Origin of the sequence: Glutamicibacter sp. BW80, assembly GCF_002332385.1 — a bacterium.
In the GTDB taxonomy this organism is placed as follows: Bacteria; Actinomycetota; Actinomycetes; order Actinomycetales; family Micrococcaceae; genus Glutamicibacter.
The window spans coordinates 244,493-266,061 of record NZ_NRGV01000031.1 but is presented as its reverse complement, the minus strand read 5'-3'; the positions used below and the strand labels follow the sequence as shown (position 1 = coordinate 266,061).

23 protein-coding genes are annotated in these 21,569 nt (G+C 59.5%); 12 read left to right on the top strand and 11 right to left on the bottom strand.

Going from position 1 to position 21,569, the window contains the following annotated elements; genetic code table 11:
* Positions 1-20: 20 nt before the first annotated feature.
* The 4 genes from CIK76_RS09560 to CIK76_RS09545 all read right to left on the bottom strand — a co-directional run bounded on the left by CIK76_RS09560 (position 21) and on the right by CIK76_RS09545 (position 3,209).
* The gene (locus CIK76_RS09560; protein WP_096285769.1) at positions 21-689 is read right to left on the bottom strand and encodes a response regulator transcription factor; all 669 of its coding nucleotides are present in this window, start codon (positions 687-689) and stop codon (positions 21-23) included.
* Positions 686-2,128: a HAMP domain-containing sensor histidine kinase gene (locus CIK76_RS09555; protein ID WP_255248412.1), complete on the bottom strand. Its 1,443-nt coding sequence runs from the start codon at positions 2,126-2,128 to the stop codon at positions 686-688. The genes CIK76_RS09560 and CIK76_RS09555 overlap by 4 nt, the downstream gene beginning before the upstream one ends.
* Positions 2,118-2,564 carry a hypothetical protein gene (locus CIK76_RS19375; protein ID WP_096285767.1) on the bottom strand — a complete coding sequence of 149 codons (447 nt, stop codon included), beginning with the start codon at positions 2,562-2,564 and terminating at the stop codon, positions 2,118-2,120. Before CIK76_RS19375 ends, CIK76_RS09555 begins: the two co-directional genes overlap by 11 nt.
* 159 nt (positions 2,565-2,723) lie before the next feature.
* Entirely contained in the window at positions 2,724-3,209 is a 486-nt protein-coding gene (locus CIK76_RS09545; protein WP_096285765.1) for an Lrp/AsnC family transcriptional regulator, read from the bottom strand.
* Between the two features lie 106 nt (positions 3,210-3,315).
* Between CIK76_RS09545 and kynU the strand changes: the two genes are divergently transcribed.
* The 3 genes from kynU to CIK76_RS09530 all read left to right on the top strand — a co-directional run bounded on the left by kynU (position 3,316) and on the right by CIK76_RS09530 (position 6,787).
* Entirely contained in the window at positions 3,316-4,596 is a 1,281-nt protein-coding gene (gene kynU / locus CIK76_RS09540) for a kynureninase (protein ID WP_096285763.1), read from the top strand.
* A gap of 122 nt (positions 4,597-4,718) precedes the next feature.
* A complete protein-coding gene (locus CIK76_RS09535; protein WP_255248411.1) occupies positions 4,719-6,098 on the top strand; it encodes an amino acid permease in 1,380 nt (459 codons plus the stop codon).
* A 65-nt stretch (positions 6,099-6,163) separates the two neighbouring features.
* Complete coding sequence (locus CIK76_RS09530) at positions 6,164-6,787, top strand: thymidine kinase (RefSeq protein WP_096285761.1); 624 nt, start codon at positions 6,164-6,166, stop codon at positions 6,785-6,787.
* A gap of 15 nt (positions 6,788-6,802) precedes the next feature.
* On the opposite strand, the gene CIK76_RS09525 is transcribed toward CIK76_RS09530, so the two are convergent.
* Complete coding sequence (locus tag CIK76_RS09525; protein WP_096285759.1) at positions 6,803-7,342, bottom strand: TetR family transcriptional regulator; 540 nt, start codon at positions 7,340-7,342, stop codon at positions 6,803-6,805.
* Between the two features lie 61 nt (positions 7,343-7,403).
* Positions 7,404-7,967 (bottom strand): small multidrug efflux protein, encoded by a 564-nt coding sequence (locus CIK76_RS09520; protein WP_096285757.1) that lies wholly within the window; start codon positions 7,965-7,967, stop codon positions 7,404-7,406.
* Between the two features lie 146 nt (positions 7,968-8,113).
* Here CIK76_RS09520 and CIK76_RS09515 point away from each other — a divergent pair, with 146 nt between their 5' ends.
* Genes CIK76_RS09515 through CIK76_RS09505 form a run of 3 tightly spaced genes read left to right on the top strand, consistent with a single transcriptional unit; the run spans position 8,114 to position 10,286 of the window.
* On the top strand, positions 8,114-9,331 hold the full coding sequence (locus CIK76_RS09515) for a histidine kinase (RefSeq protein ID WP_096285755.1): 1,218 nt from the start codon (positions 8,114-8,116) through the stop codon (positions 9,329-9,331).
* Entirely contained in the window at positions 9,331-9,936 is a 606-nt protein-coding gene (locus tag CIK76_RS09510; protein WP_096286021.1) for a response regulator transcription factor, read from the top strand. The genes CIK76_RS09515 and CIK76_RS09510 overlap by 1 nt, the downstream gene beginning before the upstream one ends.
* Positions 9,937-9,950: 14 nt before the next feature.
* A complete protein-coding gene (locus CIK76_RS09505; RefSeq protein ID WP_096285753.1) occupies positions 9,951-10,286 on the top strand; it encodes a hypothetical protein in 336 nt (111 codons plus the stop codon).
* Positions 10,287-10,327: 41 nt separating this feature from the next.
* On the opposite strand, the gene CIK76_RS09500 is transcribed toward CIK76_RS09505, so the two are convergent.
* Positions 10,328-11,131 (bottom strand): MerR family transcriptional regulator, encoded by an 804-nt coding sequence (locus tag CIK76_RS09500; protein WP_096285751.1) that lies wholly within the window; start codon positions 11,129-11,131, stop codon positions 10,328-10,330.
* 177 nt (positions 11,132-11,308) lie between these two features.
* Between CIK76_RS09500 and CIK76_RS09495 the strand changes: the two genes are divergently transcribed.
* From CIK76_RS09495 to CIK76_RS09485, 3 genes are all read left to right on the top strand, one after another.
* Positions 11,309-11,962, top strand: a complete 654-nt coding sequence (locus CIK76_RS09495) for a Pr6Pr family membrane protein (RefSeq protein ID WP_141393522.1) — start codon at positions 11,309-11,311, stop codon at positions 11,960-11,962.
* Positions 11,963-12,117: 155 nt separating this feature from the next.
* Positions 12,118-13,407, top strand: a complete 1,290-nt coding sequence (locus CIK76_RS09490) for an adenylosuccinate synthase (RefSeq protein WP_096285746.1) — start codon at positions 12,118-12,120, stop codon at positions 13,405-13,407.
* 38 nt (positions 13,408-13,445) lie between these two features.
* Positions 13,446-13,805, top strand: coding sequence for an NUDIX domain-containing protein (locus tag CIK76_RS09485; RefSeq protein ID WP_096285744.1), 360 nt, complete (start codon positions 13,446-13,448; stop codon positions 13,803-13,805).
* On the opposite strand, the gene CIK76_RS09480 is transcribed toward CIK76_RS09485, so the two are convergent.
* The 3 genes from CIK76_RS09480 to CIK76_RS09470 all read right to left on the bottom strand — a co-directional run bounded on the left by CIK76_RS09480 (position 13,786) and on the right by CIK76_RS09470 (position 17,479).
* Positions 13,786-15,072: a HipA domain-containing protein gene (locus CIK76_RS09480; protein WP_096285742.1), complete on the bottom strand. Its 1,287-nt coding sequence runs from the start codon at positions 15,070-15,072 to the stop codon at positions 13,786-13,788. The two genes, CIK76_RS09485 and CIK76_RS09480, sit on opposite strands and share 20 nt — an antisense overlap.
* A 1-nt stretch (position 15,073) precedes the next feature.
* Complete coding sequence (locus tag CIK76_RS09475; RefSeq protein WP_096285740.1) at positions 15,074-15,355, bottom strand: helix-turn-helix domain-containing protein; 282 nt, start codon at positions 15,353-15,355, stop codon at positions 15,074-15,076.
* A gap of 594 nt (positions 15,356-15,949) precedes the next feature.
* Positions 15,950-17,479, bottom strand: a complete 1,530-nt coding sequence (locus CIK76_RS09470; RefSeq protein WP_096285738.1) for a sodium:solute symporter — start codon at positions 17,477-17,479, stop codon at positions 15,950-15,952.
* Between the two features lie 438 nt (positions 17,480-17,917).
* On the opposite strand from CIK76_RS09470, the gene CIK76_RS09465 reads away from it, so the two are divergent.
* The 3 genes from CIK76_RS09465 to CIK76_RS09455 all read left to right on the top strand — a co-directional run bounded on the left by CIK76_RS09465 (position 17,918) and on the right by CIK76_RS09455 (position 20,782).
* Positions 17,918-19,573, top strand: a complete 1,656-nt coding sequence (locus tag CIK76_RS09465; protein WP_096285736.1) for a thiamine pyrophosphate-dependent enzyme — start codon at positions 17,918-17,920, stop codon at positions 19,571-19,573.
* Between the two features lie 266 nt (positions 19,574-19,839).
* Positions 19,840-20,208, top strand: coding sequence for a hypothetical protein (locus CIK76_RS09460; protein ID WP_141393521.1), 369 nt, complete (start codon positions 19,840-19,842; stop codon positions 20,206-20,208).
* Between the two features lie 142 nt (positions 20,209-20,350).
* Positions 20,351-20,782 carry an SRPBCC family protein gene (locus tag CIK76_RS09455; protein WP_176484155.1) on the top strand — a complete coding sequence of 144 codons (432 nt, stop codon included), beginning with the start codon at positions 20,351-20,353 and terminating at the stop codon, positions 20,780-20,782.
* Between the two features lie 9 nt (positions 20,783-20,791).
* Here the strand turns inward: CIK76_RS09455 and CIK76_RS09450 are convergent, their stop codons facing one another.
* Positions 20,792-21,532, bottom strand: coding sequence for a polysaccharide deacetylase family protein (locus CIK76_RS09450; RefSeq protein WP_096285730.1), 741 nt, complete (start codon positions 21,530-21,532; stop codon positions 20,792-20,794).
* Between the last annotated feature and the right edge of the window lie 37 nt (positions 21,533-21,569).

Sequence of the window (21,569 nt, the reverse complement as noted above, 5' to 3'; positions counted from 1 at the left end):
ATCCCCAAGGCTTTTGCGCGCTAGCGCGTTGCGGCTAGCCGGTATCCGACCCCGCGCACGGTTTCAAAGCGTTCCCCGCCGAGTTTGTTACGCAGGTAGCGCACGTATACGTCCACCACATTCGATCCCGGATCAAAGTCGTAGCCCCAGACACGTGATAGCAGCTGCTCGCGGCTGAGCACCTGGCCTGGATTGCGCAAGAACGCCTCGGCTAGGGCGAATTCTCGGGCGGACAGTTCGATTTCCTTATCTGCGATGGTGACCCGGCGGCGCAATAAATCCATTTCCAAGTCGCCGTGGTTCAGTACCGAAGATTCACTGGCGCTATCTTCGGTACGCAGGCGCAAGCGAACCCGGGCCAGCAGCTCGTCAAAATGGAACGGTTTTGCCATGTAGTCATCGGCGCCGTTCTGCAAACCGGTGACGGTGTCTTCTACACTGCCTCGCGCGGTAAGAATGATCACTGGCGTTTCGATCTGCGCTGCACGCATCCGCCGCAGCACCGAGAAGCCATCTTCATCAGGCAGCCCCAGGTCCAAGATGATCAGTTCATAGTCGCCGTCCAGGGCCAGATCGAAGCCGTCGCGCCCGGTCCCGGCAACTGCTGAAGTCAGCCCTGCGGCACGTAACCCTTTGGCGACAAATGAACTAATGCGAGGTTCATCTTCAATGATCAGGATTCGACTCATGCTTCGGTACCTCGTGTAGTTAGTGGGATATCGATATAGAACGTGGAGCCCTTGTCCGGTTCGGAATCCACCCAGACACGGCCGCCATGGGCGGTGGCAATAGCAGAGACAATATTGAGGCCTAGCCCCGATCCATCTGCGCGGACCGAATTCTTGCCTCGACCGAAGCGCTCGAAAATGCGGTCGATGTCATCGGGCTGGATGCCGACACCGGTATCCGAGACCCACCAGCGCAATAAGGTATCCCCGTGGCCGTCTCGAAGCACCTCGTTGCCCAACCCGATTCGCGTTCCTTCCGGGGAAAACTTCACAGCATTGGCGCAGAGCTGCAACATGGCTTGGGTAATGCGCGTTTGGTCCAGGTTAACCGTGGATTCGGAACGATAATCCACTCTCCAGTGGCGATCGCCCAGACCCCGGGCTTTGTCCAGAATGTCGTCCAATAGCGTGCCAACCTCGGTTGGCTGTGGCTGGATGAAGTCTGCTCGATTGGATTTAGCCAACATGACCAGATCATTAATGAGCAGGCTCATACGCCCCATCTCATCCAGCGCTATTTCTTTGCTCTGCTGCACATCTTCCGGGTCGTGTGTGTCCATGAGCTCCAGGTGGCCGCTGACGATCGTGACCGGGGTGCGCAGTTCATGCCCGACATCGTCGAGCAGCTGCCGCTGTGACTTCAGCGCACCTTCCAAGCGGTCAAGCATTTCGTTAATGGTCACCGTCAGCTCGGCGAATTCATCATTCCCGGTGACTTCGATTCGCCGTGAGAGGTCGCTTTCCGAGATTTGATGCGCGGTAGTCTGCAGCCTGCGTATCGGCTCCAGGGTCCGATTCACCACCAGCCACGAGGCACCGGCCGCAAGCGCCATCACCAGGACACCAACGGCAGAGAAAATAGCAAAATTCCGGTCATCGGCGCGTGCTTCTCCAAGGTAGTCATAGGCGAGCACAAATGCGCTGAAACTTGGATCTTCTGGAAGCTGCACCGGGACGATCACCGCCCGATACGTGGTCATCTCCGTCTTGACGGTCCCCAAATGGATATGGCTGTCGGTTTTGCTCCGTTCGGCCCAAGCCAGAAATTCTGGGTCGTCCTCCAGGCGTAGCTGGACGACATCCGGTGCGGTCCACTGAACCTCGCCTCCGGCCAGGCCGAGCATTCCCTGATGCCGTGAAGGCAACGTGCGCTGCATGGCCGTGTAGAGCAGGTCCTCGGCCTTTTCGAAGTGCTGCAAGGTGCGCGGATCCACGCCAGTTTCGGCCAGTACGCCGAACTCCTGCACGGTACGCGACAACGAGTCATCGAGCCGTTCGTTGAGCTCGTGGCGTTGTACCGCGTAGCTCGCAGCGCCGGCGACGAGCAATGCCAAGCCAACGACTAGTAGCATTCCGGTGAGCACCCGTGCGCGAATAGACCATGAGCGCCTAGTCGTCATCGTCGTCTAGCTCGTCGTCGTCGTCATCGTCGTCATAATCGTCATCATAGTCGTCGTCATCATCGTCATAGGTGTTCGCCGAGGGTGGCAGCGGGACCACCGGCTTCTTCGTCGGTTTTGGCTTCACCGTGGGCTGCTTTGTCGGTTTTGCCTTGGGCGTTTCCGTGACGGTGCTCTTGCTTGGAACAGGGCTCTTCGTCGGGTCCTCGCTTATTGATGGCGAGGGAGAAGGCGAGGGAGTCTCGGAGGTGGTAAAAGTCGGGGAATTTGGAACCTCGCTGGTGGGCGAGGTGCGATCTTCGTTAATGATGAAGCCATTGCCCAGATCCTTGTCCATTGGGTCTGCGATGACCTGCCGAATACCTAGAAATCCCAAGAGCACTACGACGATCACGATGATCGACAGCGCGAGGCGGCGCAACGTTTCCAATCCCATACCAACCATTGTCTCTGAGCCAGATTAGACCAAGATGAGAAGTGGCCTAAGCCGCCACGAATAGTTGATTGCGATACTGGTCCACTTGCGGCACGAACGTTGAAGCATCATCGGGTTCGACTCAAATTCTAGATTCTGCTGTTCAAGGCAGCCTGGGATTCAACGCAGGTGTTCGAAAATGATGTTCGTTTGTGTGGAAGAAAACGCATTGTTGGAGCCCAAATGGCTCGCAACGAACGTGCGCAATTCATCGATGGAACGGGCGGCCACGCGGACCAGCAGATCCGGAGTGCCACCTAAGACAAATACGTCACGGACCTGTGGCAGGTCGGCTAGGTTCTTAGCCGCGTGGAGCATCCGGTCGCGGGCTTGTGCGGCTACGACCACGGAGATCATGGCATGGACCGTGACACCGAGGAGTTTTTCATTGATTCTTGCTTCGTATCCCTCAATGATGCCGCGGGTCCGCAGCGCCTTGACCCTGCCAAGGCAAGTGGAGGGGGCAAGGCCCACGCGTTGAGCCAAAATATTGTTGGCCAGCCGCGCATCCTTGTGAAGCTCGACGAGAATCGCCAGATCGGTTTCGTCCACCTGAACGGAATTCGACTGGGCTGGTCCAGAGCTGGCCCAAGCTGAACCTGGCACGGAATGTACTCCTAGTTCTTCAAGAAAGTTCGAAAGTTAAACAAATCTTCCACTGTTGATTCTACGATGAATGCAACGGTTAGTTCTCAGAGAAAGCAAACAAGATATGAGTACAGTGGTCAGTCGTGAACAGTTGGAGCTATTGGATCACCAGGATGCGCTAGCCTCCTTCAAGGATCGGTTCCTATTGCCCGACGGGGTGTTGTACCTGGACGGAAACTCGCTGGGACCACTGCCGGCCGGTGTCGCCGAGCGTGCTGCAGAGGTGGTGAATGTCGAGTGGGGACAAGGATTGATCCGTTCGTGGAACAGCGCCGGCTGGTTTGAGATGCCCACTCGATTGGGGGACAAACTCGGATCCTTGCTAGGTGCCAAACCGGGCGAGACGGTGGTTACCGATACCACCAGCCTGAACCTCTTCAAGGCCTTGGCTTCGGCGCTTCGCATCCAACAGGTTGATGGCCCGGGCCGCCGTGTGATCATCACCGAACGCGACAATTTCCCCACCGACATCTACATTGCAGAAGGTCTCGCCGAGTTGCTGAACTCGGTCGGTGCAGAAACCGGCATTCGCTACGAAGTGAAATTGATCGACAACGAAACCGAGCTGCTTGCCGCGCTAGACGAAGACACCGCGGTTATCTCGCTGTCGCACGTTAACTACCGCACCGGCTCCATGTGGGACATGGCGTCCATAACCGAAGCGGTCCACCAAGCTGGGGCACTGGCAATTTGGGATCTGGCGCATGCTGCCGGCGCCGTTCCCGTAGATCTAAACGCCGCAAAGGCCGACTACGCGGTTGGGTGCACCTACAAATACCTCAACGGCGGCCCGGGCTCTCCGGCTTTCATCTGGGTCAACGCCCGGCATCAGGACCGCTTCTGGCAACCGCTCTCCGGATGGTGGTCCCACCAGGCACCCTTTGAAATGGCAGAGCAATACACCCCGGCAAATGATGTACGCCGCTTCATGTGCGGCACCCAGCCGGTAACGTCCATGGCGATGATCGAGGTAGGCCTGGATATCGCGGTGGAAGCCGAGATGGATTTGGTCCGGGCGAAGTCCTTGGAACTCACAGATCTATTCATCGAGCTAGTCGAGACCCGATGTGCCGGACACGGACTCGAACTGATTACCCCTCGTGAGCATGCGCAACGCGGAAGCCATGTGAGCTTCCATCATCCGAACGGCTACGAGATCATTGCCGCGTTGATCGAACGCGGCGTAATTGGCGACTACCGCGAGCCTGCGGTGCTGCGCTTCGGCATCACGCCGCTGTATCTGAGCCGTACGGATATCTGGGATGCGGTGGAGATCTTGCGTGAAGTTCTGCACACAGGCCACTGGCAACGCGAAGAGTTTGCCGTGCGAAACGCCGTGACATAGCAGGAATACTAGCCACTGGCGCCCAGCGGCTCCCAAAACCGCACGGCCGAGGCGATAGTACGCTTGAACGCAGCGAGGCAGCTGGTGCCTCGCTGCGTTTTCTTTGAGGGGTGCTGCGCAACGTGGGAACTGAACCTGCGAACAATGTACCGGGTGGCTTGGGGCTGAAAAAGTCGCTTACCACGGCCCAGATGACCATGATCGCCCTCGGCGGGGCGATTGGCACCGGCCTATTCATGGGCAGCAAGCTTGGCATCCTGCTGGCCGGTCCATCGGTGATCATCAGCTACATTATTGGTGGCATCATCGCCCTGCTGGTGATGGGCGCGCTTTCGGAAATGACAGTGCATCAACCTGTGGCTGGTTCGTTCGGTGTGTACGCGGAGAAGTACCTTGGACACTTCGCCGGGTACCTGACCAAGTATCTTTACTGGTCCGCGTTGGTCTTCGCGGTGGGAACCGAAGTCAGCGTGGTGGGGGAGTACATGCAGTACTGGTTCCCCGATATTCCCGGATTGTTCTGGGTGGTCGTCTTCTCTCTGGCACTTCTCGCGGTGAACATGTCCAGCGTGAAGTTCTTTGGAACCACCGAATATTGGTTCTCCGCGATCAAGGTCTTCGCGATCGTCGCCTTCATAATCATCGCCGCATGGCTGGTATTCCATGACCCAAATGACCAGTTTGGCATCGCCAACTACAGCGCTGAATCAGGGTTCTTCGCCAACGGCATCTGGGGCACTTGGAATGCGGTGATCGTCGCAATTTTCTCTTATATGGGCATCGAAGCAATCTCCATTGCAGCCGCGGAATCACGCAATCCTCAGATCGCGGTGCGCAAAGCCTTCAAGACGACGTTCCTGCGCCTGTTGCTGTTCTATGTGTTCACCATGGGGCTGATCCTCGCGATTGCACCAACCAGCGAGCTGGTCAACGGCGGTTCTCCCTTCGTGACCGTGATGAGCCTGATGGGTGTTCCCTTCGCCGACTCGGTGCTGAACTTCGTGTTGATCGTCGCTGCCCTTTCAGCCATGAACGCGCAGCTGTACGCGGCGACTCGCATGCTCAAATCCTTGGCGGATTCCGGCCATGCTCCATCTCTCGCACGAAAGCTCAACGTGAAGGGTTCGCCCATCCACGCGGTCTGGATGTCTGCTGGCGGGATTGCGGTCGCGGCGCTGGTCTACGGGCTTGTCCCGGATGGAGGCCTGGGCATCATGATCTCGCTAGCGACTTTTGGTGCCATCGCCACCTGGTTCATGATCCTCATAACTCACCTGGCCTTCCGTCGACACATCGGCAAAGAACAAATCCGTCTGGAATTCAGGCTGCCGGGCTACCCGACCGCTTCGTTGCTCGGCGCGATACTCCTCGCGGGCTTGCTGGCCACCTCGTATTTCACCGAACAGTTCAGCTACACGCTGGTCTTCGGCATTCCGTTTGTGGTCGTGATGTCGCTGCTCTATAAGTTGGTTTTTGCCCGCCGTGCCAAAGTCCGGGCCTAGAACAAAAGCCAACTAAACTCGTAGGAGGTCTGCGCGGTGCAGGCCAGAACTTTGAAGGGGCAACTGTGGCCAAGCTGTATTTCCGATACGGGGCAATGAACTCGGGCAAATCAACGAGCTTATTGCAGGCCGCCTTCAACTATGAGGAACGCGGTCAGCGTATCTTGCTGGCGAAGCCGGGCGTCGACACCAAGGGGGAGGCCTCGATCGTTTCCCGTTTGGGTATTGAACGCGAGGTCGACTTCGTCATCAGCCCCCGAGGCGATGTGCGTCAGCAGTTCGCTGCGATCGCTTCCGGCGAGGACCCTGAAGCCTTGCTCACCCATGTTGATTCGCCTCCGGTCGCTTGCCTGCTTGTCGACGAGGCGCAGTTCTTGACGCGTGAGCAGATCGATGACCTGCTGCGCATTGCCGTGTTGGACAATGTCCCGGTCCTTGCCTATGGGATCCGCACGGACTTTAGAACTCACGCTTTCCCAGGCTCTGCGCGATTAATGGAGCTGGCGCACTCGTTGGAAGAGCTGAAGACCATCTGCCGTTGCGGACGCAAGGCAATGTTTAACACTCGTAGAGTGGGGAACCAGGTTGTTTTTGACGGCGACCAGGTGGCTATCGACGGGGAAGATGTCTGGTACGAGTCACTGTGTGCCTCATGCTACCTAGAGGTTTCCGGCGGGCGACTGAGCTAGGTCTTTCTAGTGGGGTTAGCCGCGTGGGAAAAGACCAGAAACTGCGCGCTGAAGTCCCCAATCAAAACCGTCACTTTGTGGCGCATCAACGTCCAATTGCACAAGGTTTTGACGGTAAGCCACCGAACCCAAAATGTGGTTGAGCAGTAGCTGCTGACCAAAGCGGGCATCCTCTGTGGACAAACCAGCAGAGTGAAGCAAGTCGCGTAGCTGCAGAACCGGATTGAGCTGCTCAACTTGCAATGCGCTGGCTACTTCGATCACCTCTGGGCTGTCCTGGATGGGAAGCAGAGCCAAGTACAGCTTGCGGCATAGCTGCAAAACAGCGTCGGCGGGTGTTGCAAAATTTTCTGGGATGACACGTAGCTGCTCGGTGTTCAATAATTTTGCGGCAACGGCAGCTAGTAGCTCTTGTTTGTTCTTCACATGCCAGTACAGCGCGCCAACCTGAACTTCGAGTTCTTTGGCTAAACGCCGCATGGAAAGGTCAGCTAACCCGAACTGTTGCAGGATATCGACCGCGGTATCCACGACGGTCAGCTGAGTTAGTGCCATGCCTTCTAGTCTAGACGTAGTGACGTCGGCTACCCGTGTGCACTGACCTGGCCGGGTTTTCCTAGGCTGCGACGTTGACTACGCTGGCAATGAAAATGGACAGCACGGTGGTCCAGCCGACGATTGCGACTGCCTGCCAGATGAGGATGCGTGCCTTGTTGATGCCGGCGGCAGCGAGCATGGTGGCGGTGAAGTGCGTTGGCAGCAGCAGTGGGCCGAGCAAGCTCACCCCTGGCACGCCGTAGCGTTCGAATGCGCGCTGGAATTTCATGCGACGGTTGACTTTGCGTTCGCTGTCCTCGGCTACCGGCGCAATGCTTTCGTGGAGCTGTGCGTCTTCGGTGCGGTTGGCACCATTTACTGCGACAGGTTCTTTGGCTCGTTTGCGGTTGACCAGTGCGGTGCGGGCACCGGAACCCAGTAGCACTAGCAACGCCACACAGATGAAGTTGCCGATGATGGCGGCGATGGCGGCGGCCACCGGGTTAATTCCGCCAAGAATGCCGATGGTTGCCGCACCTTCGCCTTCGATGAAGGGCACTGCGCCGGCGAGGGCGACGATCAGTGGCTGTACGATTTCTGGAACTTGGGAGATGAGGTTCTGGAAGGATTCGATGAGGTTCATTATTGTTCCTGTCGTGGGTCACTGGATGTGTGTGTAATACAATTTCATCGCGTTTTCGGTGCCACGGTAAGTGTCTAAATGTCACTTGTGACAGGGAGCTTTGCATGTTTGGGCGATGACAAATGTCATCCCCGTATACTGAAGAAATGAGTGCTCTTTTACCTGCCGATCCGACTGAGAACTTTGGCCCCGGATCGATTGGTTCGCGCAGGCTGAGTACGGGAATCACCGCCACTTGGTGGTACACGGTGGCCGCTTTGTTGATGTTTCAGCTCACGATCCTGCTCTTATGGGTCGGCGCGCTGGCCAACCTGGACAAGGGCACTGCTTCCATGGCCATCATGTCGATTGGGGGACTGGTGTGGTGCGCCGCGACGATTTCCTTGCTGATGCAATACCGGCGCCGAGATGAAACTGCCGGAGCCGCAGCGCAATGGCGCAGCATCCTGCTTCCACTACTCATCAGCGCGGTATTTGCGCTGGTGGCGGGTCTGAGCAGCGGGCTTTGGGTGGTGGGCGCGTTGCCCATCGTGCAATCGCTGATGTTGCTCAACTGGCCTCGCGGCGTGCGCATGCGCTTGGTCATCACCACGCTGGTATTACTTGGAGGCCTGTGGTTTATCGACCTGCCAGCGGTGTCCTCCGCCAAGGGGGACAGCTGGTGGACACTGGGAATCGCGACCATTGTGTTGCCAGCGATGACCGTCAGCTCACTGTGGTGGTGGGACGTGCTTGCCACACTTGACCGCGCCCGGGCGGCGGAATCACGGTTGGGGGCCACCCAAGAGCGGCTGCGGGTTGCGACCGACGTACATGACCTGCAGGGCCATCACCTGCAGGTGATCGCGTTGCAGCTCGAACTCTCCGAACGGCTGCTGGCGCGTGACCCGCAGGCGGCGCTGCAACAGCTGCGGCTGGCCAGGTCAAGCGTTGCCGAAGCCCAGCAGGGCACCCGAGATCTGGCCATGCGCTTCCGTGGTGTTCCGCTGCGCGACGAGATCGATAATGCGGTTGACCTGCTCAGGGCTGCCGGAACTTCGGTGAATGCCGTGGTGTCTGCCGAGGCAAACTCGGCACCCGCCGCCACTCTCGGGCCGATCATTCGTGAAACGACAACCAACGTGCTCCGTCACGGCGGCGGGAAGCGCGCACAGCTGTCGTTGAGGCGCGAGGAAGACCAATGGCGCTACGAGATCACTAATGATGTTGCAGCAGCTGCCAAGGATGGTGCGGATGGATCGGGGCTGCAGGGGATCAGTCGCCGGGTGGCCGAAGCCGCTGGCTCGGTTCAGGTGCAACGTGGAAAACATGAGTTCACGGTCGTAGTGCTGGTGCCGGCGATGAGTCCTAAGGAAGAGCAATGATGATCCGAGTATTAATCGCAGATGATGAGGCAATGATTCGTTCGGCGGTGGCGGCCCTGTTGTCTTTAGAGGACGACATCGAAGTGGTTGCCGAATGCGCCGACGGTGCGCAGGCTGTTGTTATGGCAGAGAAACTAAAGCCAGATATCTGCCTGCTCGATTTGGAAATGCCAGAACTTGACGGCGTCCAGGTGGCCGACCGGCTGAGCGGTACGTTGGCCGCGACCCGCTGTGTTGTGGTGACCAGGCATGCCGGCCCCGGGGTGTTGCGCAGGGCCCTGGCATCCGGCGTCGCCGGATTCCTCCCGAAGTCGCGAAGCGCCAACGAGGTGGCCGAGGTCATCCGCCGCGTCGCGGCAGGCGCACGCTACGTCGACCCCGAGGTTGCCGCCGATGCGCTAAGCGAGGAGCGCAGCCCGTTGACCGAGCGGGAACTGGACGTGTTGCGCGCGGGCCGGCGTGGAGAATCCACGAGCCAGATCGCCAGGGCACTCGGCCTTGCCCCCGGAACCGTGCGCAATTACATCTCTGCGATTCTGGCTAAGTTGAATGTTGCTACCCGCCAGCAAGCGGTGTTGCTGGCCGAAGAGCGTGGCTGGATCTGAGACATATACTCGAAGTGACGCTGTTCGCGCTGTCCGGGGCGGTTGCCTTATTTGGACAGTCGCTGTTCGCAGATGTTTCGGCACTGTTCTTGCAGCTAGTCATAACGTTGGCCTATCGGCTGAGCGTGGGAGTCTTTATCCAGACGCAGGCCCGGGACGTAGCGCGAATATACCGCAGAAATACCATGATTCTTGTGGTTGCCAGCGTGCTGAGCGTTTTTGAACCACTGAAATTTGCGGTGGCTTTGCTTCTGATGCTCGGTGCGCTGTTGATCGCGCAGCGTGCCTGGCGTTACGGCCATCCGGAAATGGAAGATAATGATGTCCCGCGGCCCCTGCAATGGATCTGAGCTCGCAGCAGAAGCCAAGGGCAGAAGCCCCCGGTGAATCATTAGCGGTTTGGATCGGTGACCGGCTGTTGAAGCTCGGTCACCCAATCGGTCTGGTCTTCGGACTCTGCGCGCACATAAAGTTCGCGGCACGGGCCGGCTGGAACGAGCCCACGGGCAAGCACTTCGCCATGCACCGCTTGCCAGCTCTCATGGATTCGATCCATGGGGCCGAGGTGAATCCCGCAAATCGCCTCGGGTACTTCCTCAAGCTCAATGATCTCAAATTCATCGCTTGGCGGGGCATCGCTGAGGTACCCGGCTATCACGTCCACGCCGTTTTCGGTCCCGGTGTACTGCGCAATCGGGGTGGTCAGCGAAGCCCCTCGAAGTGCGCCTGCGACCTGGTCAAATAATGGGCCGAGGGATCCGGCAATTTCGGGTTGTTCGCTAACGGAAAACCGGCCGGCCGCTAGACGCACCGCAGGCAGGGGTTTGTGGATTATCTCGATGTGAGACATGAGTTTCTCCTTGGTGATGAGGTCAAGACGCCGGGCGACATCTCGCAGCCGCGAGGTCGCCAACCGGTGTTCGGCCTCGACTTGAGCATGACGCACGCGCAGCAGCTCAGCGATATGTGCTGCATCCATTCCCTGAGCTAAGATCAGCGAGATGTCTTCGAGGCCAAAACCGAGCTGCCGCAAGGCAACGATCCGGTGCAGGCGTTCTAGCTGCGCAGGATCATACGAGCGATAGCCGCTGAACTCGTCGACGTGGGCGGGCACAAGCAGCCCGGCGGTGTCCCAGTGCCGAAGCATCCGGTGAGTCACCTGACCGATCTGCGCAAACGCTCCAATGGATAACATGCTTTAAGTTCTCCGCCCTGACACCGTGTGAGAGTCAAGCCCTCGGTTGGTTCTGGGGCTATTGTTGCACCGCAACGGGTGCCATTGGCGTTTCCTGGGTCCGGTAATTTTCCGGAAGCTACAGGTCGCTTAGCTAAAGCCATTGGATACTACAGCGCTAGACGATAATCTTCGAAGGTGAAGACGCCTCAAAAAACCGTGCGCTATCTCAACCTCGCTCGAATCTTCTGGGCGCTGGTCACCCTGGGCGCTATTTTGGCCACTTATGCGGACACCGCGTCGCGAGGCCCGGTGCAAGCGATGAATTTCTTTGGCTACTTCACGATCCAGTCGAACCTGATCGTGGTAGGCGTCGGGCTCGTCGCCGGGGTGATGGGCCTAGCCAAGGGTGCCGCGGTGCCACGCTGGGTTGTGGGCCTGCGGGCCTTGGCCAGTATGTGCATGGTGGCCGTCGGGCTGATCTATATCACCTTGCTGGCACCCTTGGGAGCTGCCGGCGGGGTGCCGCTGCCGTGGGCGAATTGGGTGATGCATATTCTCGGCCCAATCCTGGTTCTGGCCGATTGGCTCTTGGCTAAGAAGCGGAAGGCCTTGCCCTACACGGCGGTACCGGTGCTCCTGCTTTACCCGCTGCTCTGGACCGGGGTGGTGCTGGTTCGCGGGGCCGTCGATGGGTGGGTCCCCTATCCCTTCCTCGACCCGGATCAGGGATACGGAGTCATCGGCTTGTACGTTGTTTCCATTGCCGTGGCCTTCGCGGGAATAGCCTTTCTCGTCGTCGCATATGGCCGGCGGGGACGACACCGTGACGCTGAGCTCGAGATTCCCTAATCGTTTCGGTAAACTTTGGTCGTAAGAGCCCCTAACTCTTACATTGAGCCCATTGGGCCAAGTGAGAAGTACAGGGGCATATTTTTTGCCCGGCACCGTGCCGGGACGGCGTGAAGAGCGCCGTAACCGCTGCTTTATGCAAGGGGGAGGATCCCATGCCAGCAATCGTGATCGTCGGAGCCCAGTGGGGCGATGAAGGCAAAGGCAAGGCTACCGATTTGCTCGGTGGACACGTCGACTATGTAGTCAAGCCAAACGGCGGCAACAACGCCGGGCACACCGTGGTCGTCGGCGGTGAGAAGTACGAGCTCAAGCTCCTTCCAGCCGGCATCCTGTCGCCAAATGCCACTCCGATCATCGGCAACGGTTGCGTGGTGAACCTCGAAGCGCTCTTCGAAGAAATCGATGGCCTCGAAGCCCGCGGCGCCGATACCTCGAAGCTGCGCGTTTCGGCCAACGCCCATCTGGTGGCCCCGTACCACCAGACCATGGACAAGGTCACCGAGCGTTTCCTGGGCAAGCGTGCCATTGGCACCACCGGCCGCGGCATCGGCCCCGCCTACATGGACAAGGTTGGACGCCTCGGCATCCGCGTGCAGGACGTCTTCGACGAGTCGATCCTGCGCCAGAAGGTCGAAGGCGCGCTGCGCCAGAAGAACGAACTGCTGGTGAAGATCTACAACCGGCGCACCGTGATCGTCGAGGACATCGTGGCGTACTTCCTGTCCTATGCCGATCGCCTGCGCCCGTTGATGATCGATTCCACCTTCGAGCTGAACAACGCGCTGGACGAGGGCAAGGTGGTGCTCATGGAGGGCGGCCAGGCCACCTTCCTGGACGTTGACCACGGCACCTACCCGTTTGTCACTTCCTCGAACCCCACCGCTGGCGGCGCCTCGGTCGGTTCGGGCATCGGCCCGACCCGCATCAGCCGTTCGATCGGCATCATCAAGGCCTACACCACTCGCGTGGGCGCAGGCCCTTTCCCCACCGAGTTGTTCGACGAGATGGGGATCTACCTGCAGACCACCGGCGGCGAATTCGGTGTGAACACCGGTCGCCCGCGCCGTTGCGGCTGGTATGACGCGGTGCTCGCCCGCCACGCCTCGCGTGTAAACGGCTTCACCGATTACTTCGTGACCAAGCTGGATGTGCTCACCAACATTGAGCAGATTCCGGTCTGCGTGGCCTACGACGTTGACGGCGTGCGCCACGACGAAATGCCGATGACGCAGACCGAGTTCCACCACGCGAAGCCGATCTTCGAGTACTTCCCGGGTTGGACCGAGGACATCTCCGAAGCCCGGAGCATGGAAGATCTGCCAGAGAATGCGCGCAACTACATTCTGGCCCTGGAGAAGATCAGCGGCACGCGGATCTCCGCCATCGGCGTGGGTCCGGACCGCGATCAGACCATCGTGCGCCACGATCTGCTTAAGGATTAATTTCTAGACATTTGGGAGCCGTCGCAGTTCATTGATTGATGAACTGCGACGGCTCTTTTTTCGTGCGCTCGAACCTAAGACGTGTTGGTAGTGGGATTCAGGCACCCCAAGATGAAGTCCTAGGATTGGATGGCGGGCATGGTGGTTTCTCCGAACATGCACACCCAGCCCGTGGGTGGATCAAGAAGAAACTCGAATTCCAGAACAGATTACTGTCAGCGGGCATTACCGGGCACGAGGCCGGGCAGGTTCTGGCAGTCCGCAAACGAGGTACGGCAACTTTCATGGTCCCGGGTGGCAAGCCTGAACCAGGCGAGTCTCCTCTCGATGCGGGCGTGCGCGAAGTGAGTGAGGAACTAGGGTCCAGCTCCCTTTTCGCTAGGCACTTGGCGGGGTGAGCCGGCCGATGCGTTTTCTGGTGTCATCGGCAACGTCGAGGATCATGGGGGTGAACCAGCCTTCTGCGCGCGATTGCTCGATGAGCGCCGGGAGCGCATCAAGCATCTCTCCCAGGGCGGTACGGATCTGCCTGGCGGCAATTTTCGAAGGGACACCCCAGGAGGCCGCTTCATCCATCAGATGCCTTCCATCGACCTCGTCGATGTGCGCACCGGCGCCTACGTGCAGGGACAGCTCGCGATCGGCATGCGCCCATGCGGCGGTGGGGACCACATCGTAGGCCGGCGCCAGTCGCACGGTTCCGCGGTCGATGGTCAATCCGATGTTCCGGGCGTGCATGTCGCAGTTCCCCAAGGCCAGATTCACGGTCAGGTATTTGAGCAGCAGTTCTCGCTCTTGCGGAGGATTTGAAGCGTTGTCGGTGAGGACCTGGGCGATTAGCTTCAGCGTGGGGGAGTTCTCTGCGGGTTTCTGGTACTTCTGCTTCATGCCGAGCGCTTGGCAGAAGTCCTCCTGGTGGATGCGCCGCACCGGTTTGGATTGGGCGTCGCGGTCGTAGCGTTCAACCAGGATTGCTTTGCGGCCTTGGACGGTGATGACTTCGGCGGCGGCGGCGATTTGGCGTTTGGAGCGGCTCAGGCGCACGGAGGCTTCGACCAGTCTCAGGCCGAACAGTTCCAGCTCGGCGATGGACGGCCATTGTTCGGTGCCGTCTTCATTCAGCCGCGCGGGTTTGAGGATGTGGGTGGTGGGACTGCCGTCCAGGGGCATGCCGATGCGGGGTCCGTCGCGGACTACGAGCAGCTTGCCTTGGAGTCCTCCCAGGCTCACCCGGATGGAGCTGTCGATGCCGATGCCCAGGGGTGCTGTGGGCAGGCTGGCGATGGCTTTGGCCAGTTCCTCGTCGGTGGTCCAGCGGATTTTGTGCGGTTCGTTGTTGGGCTCTTCGCCCAGGGGGAGCACTTGGACGGCGCCGGCGCAGTCCTTGCCGTAGGCGCCGAGCATCATGAAGGTGTCCTCGTGCGGGATTCTCGCCTTGTCGGCGAGCATTTTGCGGACGTCGTCTTCTGGCAGCAGGCCGTCCAGGAAGTGGACGCATTCGACCCAGGGGTAGGGTTCTTCCCGGATGGGCAGCTTGGTGGACAGCAGTGCGCTGCTGTTTTGAGCTTCGGGGGTGTACTGCAGGGATATGGTGCCGAAGCCGTGATCGGTGATGGTGGCCGTGTGCACTCCGTCGAACCATAGCGCCAGTTGCGGGTCTGCCACGTCAGCTCCTCTTGACTCGGTGGTGGATGCTGCGGGCGTTGCGGGCCATGCTGTTGCGGATGGCGTTGGTTTCGCCGGAGTGGCGTGGGGCGATGAGCAGATCCAGGCCGAGGAGGGACATGATTTCGAGCAGGATGTTGGCGTTGCCGAGCTTGCCGTTTTCGATCGCGCTGATGGTGTTGCGGGAGATGCCGAGCTGGTCGGCGACGTCCTCTTGGCTCAGTCCGAGGTCGATGCGCTGTTTGCGCAAGGTGCTTCCTATGGCTTTGGGGTCGTTTCGCATGCGCCCGCCTTTCTCTTAAAGCCCATTTTATCGTGAATTAACCCCAATGACATCATAATGTACTGATTTTTGCGTTTTAGTAGGTCGGTGACTTTAATGAGCAGAATCCTGTGCATTAGTGCATGGTGAGCATTAACGCCCAGAAGTTTGGTCTTTAATTGCCGTGCGCCGCTAAAGGCCAAAAAACTGCGCATTACCGCTAAGGTGCCAAAAGGCCAGCACCACCAGCAAGCTGATCATCATGGTCACCGTGGCAATCATCATGCTCGGCCTAGGGTAGCTGCCGCACCTACTATTTCAGGTGATGAAAATATGAGCATTAACGACAGATCGGAAATAAAGGGTTTCAATTTGGCGGGAGCGATAAAGATGCCGAGATTCCAACGCTGCAAAACTGCTGTTTCCAAGTTCCCGTACGGCAAAGACGCGTCCTGCTGAATTGTGAACTCATAATTTCATGGCCCTCCCGGATTCCTGCGCAGCCTATTCCGTGACGCTGGATGCCGAATAACAAAACGAGCCCCGTGCTCAGCGACGTTCACGGCTGAGCGCGGGACTCGAATACGAGGGTTCGCCCCGATGTTGCCTACTGGTCTAGAGTGCTGACTCCTGTGCCGTAGTGCTGGCCGGAGCGTCCTGGATCTTGCCTGCCACTCGTTGATTCCAATGCTCGATGACCTGCGCGGAGGTGGGTCGGGTGAGCAGGGAGACGATCACGAAGGTCAGCGCCGAGGCAATTAGTCCGTAGTAGATCGGCTCATTTGCGTATACGCCGGCGAATTTTTCCTCGGCCTGGATCTCTAAGATGATCATAGTGCCCAGGGTGACGACTGTACCGGCCGCCATGGAGACCGCGGCACCGATGCCGTTTCCGCGCTTCCAAATCAGCCCGCCAATGATGGCGACCAGCAGTCCGCCGACCAGAATGTCATAGGCGATGGTGAGCGCAGCGACCACATCATCAACCAGAATCGCCAGCGAGACCGTGACTATGCCGAGGAGCAGGACCCAGATGCGGTTTGCGCGCACGTCATGCTCCGGATTTTCGTCGGAGTTGGCCTGGACGGTCTTGCCGAACCAGCTGGCAACAAAGGGGGTGACGTCGGCGCGTGCCACGGTGGCCGCGGCGATCAATGCGCCGGATGCGGTTGACATCATTGCAGCCACCGCAGCGGCCATGACCAAGCCGCCTACGGCAACCGGCAGCAACTGGGTTGCGACCTCCGCGTAGACCACGTCCTGGTTGGAGTCAGCTCCGACGATGTCCGGCAGGGCTACCCGGGCCGCCATGCCGATAATCGCTCCGGCAGCGCCATAGATGATGCAGTAAATTCCTGCGGTGGTGCCGCCCCAGCGGGCCACCTTTGGGGTTTTAGCGGTGAATACGCGCTGCCAGATGTCCTGGCCGATGAGCAAGCCAAGGGTATAGACAACAAAGTAGGTGATGATTGACTGCAACCCGATGCCGGTGAAGCTGAAGAACTCGGCATCCACTCGTTCGCGGATGCCAGCCATTCCGCCGGCTGCGTTCAAGGCGAAGGGCAGCATCAAGAAGAAGATGCCGATCGTTTTGATGATGAACTGCACCTGGTCTGCCAGGGTGATTGACCACATGCCGCCGATAGTCGAGTAGACCACCACGATCGCCCCGCCGATGGCGATGGCGTGCCACTTCTCCCAATCGAAGAGCACCACGAAGATCGTCGCGTACGCACTGGTGGATGTCGCGCAGAGCATCAGGGTGTAGGCGAGCATGACCATGCCCGAGGTGTTGGTGGCCGACTTGCTGCCGTAGCGCAGGGTCAGCATTTGCGACACTGTGAAGACCTTCAGTCTTTGCAATGTCGGCGCGAAGCAGAGCGAGAGCAGGATGACTCCGGCCCCGATGGCGACCACCAGCCACATTCCCGAGATGCCCCATTTATAGCCCAGCCCGACGCCGCCCACGGTGGAGGCGCCGCCGAGCACGACGGCCGCCATGGTGCCGGTGTAGAGGAAGGGGCCTAGCCGGCGTCCGGCGACGAGGTAGTCGCTGCTGTTCTTGGTGCGCGATTTTCCCCACCATCCGAAGAGCAGCATTGCCGCCAGATAAGCTGCAACGATTATTCCGTTGATGTATTCCATGAAGGTGGCCTGTGTTCTGTGAGGGCGGGCAATCGAGATTACCGTAAGTAAACTTTTGTTGTTCTACAGGCTATTGGTGATAGCGGTGTGTCGTCAAACACATGAAGCTTGCCCGGTGATTGCCTCGACGGTTGCGGGGCATCCGAGGCGCGGCCCGGCAGGCTGCGGGTGAAGTGCGGTGCGACCTGCCCGATTTACCCTTGGTTGCTGTGATGGAACACACTGACCTACCCGCCGTAATTTTATGGACAATTTGACGAGCGATATGAATGATCGCTGGGCAGTCTGTCATATTTGCGTAGCAATCCATGGATCTTGTGCGATGCTGCGTGGACTCGAGTACTGTTTCAGGACGACGCAACGTTGCATCCGGTGCCTCTGTGGCACCTTTTTTCGTATGCGCGTCCCCCAAGTTTTCGATAGAAAGACGCCTAAAAGATGAGTGAAAATGGTCAGCCGTCGACAATGAAGTCGGCCGGACACGTCATTGTCGACACCCTTGCAGCCCATGGCGTGGAGCGCGCCTACGTCGTACCGGGCGAAAGCTACCTCGACGTCCTTGACGGCCTGCACCACTCGGCCATCGACACCATCGTCTGCCGCCATGAAGGCGGAGCCACTTATATGGCCGAAGCCGATGGCAAAATGCACCAGCGCCCGGGAATCGCGATGGTCACCCGTGGCCCGGGTGCCGCGAACGCCCACGTCGGTTTGCACACCGCGTGGCAGGACTCCACTCCGCTGGTGCTCTTCGTGGGGCTGATTCCCTTCGAGCACCGGGGCAAGGAGGCCTTCCAAGAATTCGATCCAAAGGCCTGGTTCGGTACCGGCGCCAAACGCGTGATGATCCTGGACCACCCCGATCGCGCCTCGGAAATCGTCGCCGAAGCCATGTTCGCCGCCATGTCCGGACGCCCTGGCCCGGTGGTGGTCGGACTGCCCGAAGATATCATCACCCGGCAGGTGCCTGCGGAGGTGCACCCTGCGATCCCTGTCGCTACCGGCGGCATGACGGTCACCGACTGGAAGGCGTTGAACGAGGCGCTGCAGGAAGCCGATAAGCCGCTGTTCATTTTCGGCGGCAACGACTGGTCCCATGAGGGGGCGGCAAACTTCACCAGCTGGCTCGAAGAGCACGACCTGCCGGCCGCCGCCGAATGGCGTTGCGAAGGAACCGTACCGTTCAACTCCCCGTCATATGTGGGGCCCATCGGGTACGGCCGTCCCAAGCCCACCTATGACCTGCTTGAAGAAACGGACCTGCTCATCTTCGTAGGCACCGTGCCCGGAGACGTGATTACCGATGGCTTTAACATCCGCCAGAACTGGGATAAGAAGAATTTCCTGGTCACCATCGACCCCTCGCTGCGTGGCCGTTCGGGGCCCGTCTCGCACCAGATCGTGGCCAAGCCCGACGTTTTCGTCCGCGACCTGATGCTCATGGATCTGAAGGTCAAGGATTCCTGGCGCGCATGGACTGGCCGCATGCGCGGCGAGCAGGAGAAGTTCGCCCAGCTGCCTTCGGCGGTTCCGGCGGAAGGCCAAGCCCGGATGGCAACTCTCATGGCCAACCTGGTCGATTCCCTCCCGGAAGATGCCATGGTGACCTTCGGGGCCGGCGAGCACACCAACTGGGCGCATCGCTACTTCCCCACCAACGGCTACGCCTCGATGCTCTCGGCGCGTAACGGTTCGATGGGTTATTCCATCCCTTCGGCGGTGGCCGCTTCGCTGTCCTACCCGGGACGCCAGGTGGTCAGCATCGCCGGGGACGGCGAATTCATGATGAACGGCCAGGAGCTGGCCACCGCCACCCAGTATGGCGCCACCCCGCTGGTCATCGTCATGGACAACCAGCAGTACGGCACCATCCGCACCCACCAGGAACGCCAGTACCCGGGCCGCGTCTCCGGCACGCAGCTGCAGAACCCGGACTTCGCGCTGATGGCCCAGGCCTTCGGCGGGTACGGGGCGCGCGTCGAAAAGGACGCGGACGTTCCCGCGGCAGTCGAAGCGGCGCTCGCCGCAATCGACGGAGAGAAAACCTTTGCGTTGATCCATTTGATCGTGGAGCAGGGCGTCAAGGCCTACTAGGCGGCTCCAAGGCGCAGCGCCCAGCGAGTGCCCCGACGGCGCTCGCTGGGCGCTTTAACCTCTGCCAGGCACCCGGAAACCGGCCTCCCGAGCGATGCGAAAGCTGCCGCGGAGGACCGGGCCTTCTGCCGATGGCGTGGCGTGCGCACGCGGGCAATGATAAATCCCACTCCTATCGCCTTGGCATGCCCCGTGGGACGGTTTAAGCTGAATTCCTACGGAATACGAGAGCAATCCAATCCCAACCCACCAAGGCGGAGAATCAGATGGCACAAATGAGCGAAGAGCTCATTGAGCAGTGGGCCGATGCCACTGCCGAAATCTACAACGAATCCCTATCCGGCATCTCGCTGACCCGATTGCCGGGCGCCGTGGGGCAATACATTGAGCTGTTTGCGCAGAGCGAAGACCTGACCTTCAATCGGGCAGCCACTCCACTGGATTACTTTGAGCGCCACCCGTTCCTTGCGGTGACAGCGATCCTGAACAACGACGAAGCGCTTGAGGCGCTGGACGAGGATCAGCAGGAAGCCTTGGACGAGATGGTGGGCTTCACCGAAGCCTGGTACAACTTCGACCAGGAGCAGGAACCCGAATTGGGGACCTCCGAAGCCGATGACGAGGACAACTGGTAAACCCAGATCCCCCAGCACGAAGCCGATCCGCCCAGGGTGCGCCGTGGACGGGTCGGTTTTTTGCTCGCCGAAACCGGCAGGCCGGAGCGGAAAAATGGATCCTGCTATTTCCATATCGCATGATTGGTGGGACGATGCCGTTATGAGCCAGTTCAGCGTCTTTGAAAGCACCGTGGTGATTCACCTGCCGGTGCACCGCGTCTGGGAACTGCTGACCGACTGGGCAGCCACCCCGTTATGGATGCCGGGCATCGCCACCATGCACTCCGATGACGTGCAGCTACGCGTAGGCACGCAGTTGATATATCGGGTAGGCAAGCACGAACGCCACTACCGGATCCACGACCTGATCGAGAACCGCCTGCTGGTGGCGCACACTTCCGAAAATCCAGATGGCCTCTCCTACCGTTTTGACCTGAAAGACGATGCCGGATACACCGAAGTGGTGCTCCAGGTGGCGGTGATCAATCCGGACCTCACCGTTGAGCAATGCGAAGAGCTTGCCGCCTCGGTGCGCGAGGCCGAGGGAGATATGCTCGATCAGCTCAGGCTCTACGCCGAGCAGGCTCCATAGCGGAACCTATCAGCTGTGCGGCATGCTGCGCTTGTCATAGGCCTTGGAATCCTTGAACTCGGTTCCGGAGAAAAGCTGCTCGACGGTCACCAGGGTGTAGCCCGCCTGCCGAAGTTCTTCCACCAGCTGCGGCACGGCCTGGACCGAACTTTCATGGATGTCGTGCATCAAGATGATGGAGCCGGGGCTGACCTCCTCCATGGCTATTTCCACGGTCTTTTTCGGGTCGTGATGCTGCCAATCCATCGTGTCCACATCCCACAGCACCAGCGGGTAGGGCACCAGCCGGTCATAAACCGCGCCGTGGGAACCGTAGGGCGGGCGGAGGACAGCGGGGCGCACCCCGGCGGCCTCTTCGATCGCTTCCTCCGTCCATTGCACCTCCTGCTCGATGCCTTCGGCGGTCAACGTGGTCAGATCCTTGTGGTCAAAGGTGTGGCTGCCGATCTGGTGTCCCTCTTGGACCATGCGCTCCAGGGCTTCCGGGTGCTTCTTGACGTTTTTGCCCAGCACAAAAAAGGTGGCCGGGGTGTGCTGCGCGCCCAATTCGTCCAAAAGCCTGTCGGTGAACTTTCCGGGCCCATCGTCAAAGGTCAGCGCGGCGCACTTGGTGGCCGCGCAGTCCACGGCTTCGGGGCTTGGCTCGGCGGGTGTCGGCTGCGCCGCGGGCTGTGCGGCGCAGCCGGCAAGCAAGGCGATGGCGATAGCCAGCGCGGAAAAGCGGTAGGAGTGACGGGAGAACGAACTCATCCTTCAACCATCCACCTCCCATGGCGCTGGCGCCAAG

Bases quoted from the DNA above. Each gene is read 5' to 3' on its own strand.
- CIK76_RS09490 (WP_096285746.1), top strand. From the start codon at position 12,118: ATGCCAGCAATCGTGATCGTCGGAGCCCAGTGGGGCGATGAAGGCAAA.
- CIK76_RS09460 (WP_141393521.1), top strand. From the start codon at position 19,840: ATGGCACAAATGAGCGAAGAGCTCATTGAGCAGTGGGCCGATGCCACT.
- kynU (WP_096285763.1), top strand. From the start codon at position 3,316: ATGAGTACAGTGGTCAGTCGTGAACAGTTGGAGCTATTGGATCACCAG.
- CIK76_RS09520 (WP_096285757.1), bottom strand. From the start codon at position 7,967: ATGAACCTCATCGAATCCTTCCAGAACCTCATCTCCCAAGTTCCAGAA.
- CIK76_RS09475 (WP_096285740.1), bottom strand. From the start codon at position 15,355: ATGCGAAACGACCCCAAAGCCATAGGAAGCACCTTGCGCAAACAGCGC.
- CIK76_RS09485 (WP_096285744.1), top strand. From the start codon at position 13,446: ATGAACTGCGACGGCTCTTTTTTCGTGCGCTCGAACCTAAGACGTGTT.
- CIK76_RS09555 (WP_255248412.1), bottom strand. From the start codon at position 2,128: ATGACGACTAGGCGCTCATGGTCTATTCGCGCACGGGTGCTCACCGGA.
- CIK76_RS19375 (WP_096285767.1), bottom strand. From the start codon at position 2,564: ATGGGATTGGAAACGTTGCGCCGCCTCGCGCTGTCGATCATCGTGATC.
- CIK76_RS09515 (WP_096285755.1), top strand. From the start codon at position 8,114: ATGAGTGCTCTTTTACCTGCCGATCCGACTGAGAACTTTGGCCCCGGA.
- CIK76_RS09470 (WP_096285738.1), bottom strand. From the start codon at position 17,479: ATGGAATACATCAACGGAATAATCGTTGCAGCTTATCTGGCGGCAATG.
- CIK76_RS09465 (WP_096285736.1), top strand. From the start codon at position 17,918: ATGAGTGAAAATGGTCAGCCGTCGACAATGAAGTCGGCCGGACACGTC.
- CIK76_RS09560 (WP_096285769.1), bottom strand. From the start codon at position 689: ATGAGTCGAATCCTGATCATTGAAGATGAACCTCGCATTAGTTCATTT.
- CIK76_RS09455 (WP_176484155.1), top strand. From the start codon at position 20,351: ATGAGCCAGTTCAGCGTCTTTGAAAGCACCGTGGTGATTCACCTGCCG.
- CIK76_RS09500 (WP_096285751.1), bottom strand. From the start codon at position 11,131: ATGTTATCCATTGGAGCGTTTGCGCAGATCGGTCAGGTGACTCACCGG.
- CIK76_RS09450 (WP_096285730.1), bottom strand. From the start codon at position 21,532: ATGAGTTCGTTCTCCCGTCACTCCTACCGCTTTTCCGCGCTGGCTATC.
- CIK76_RS09525 (WP_096285759.1), bottom strand. From the start codon at position 7,342: ATGGCACTAACTCAGCTGACCGTCGTGGATACCGCGGTCGATATCCTG.
- CIK76_RS09510 (WP_096286021.1), top strand. From the start codon at position 9,331: ATGATCCGAGTATTAATCGCAGATGATGAGGCAATGATTCGTTCGGCG.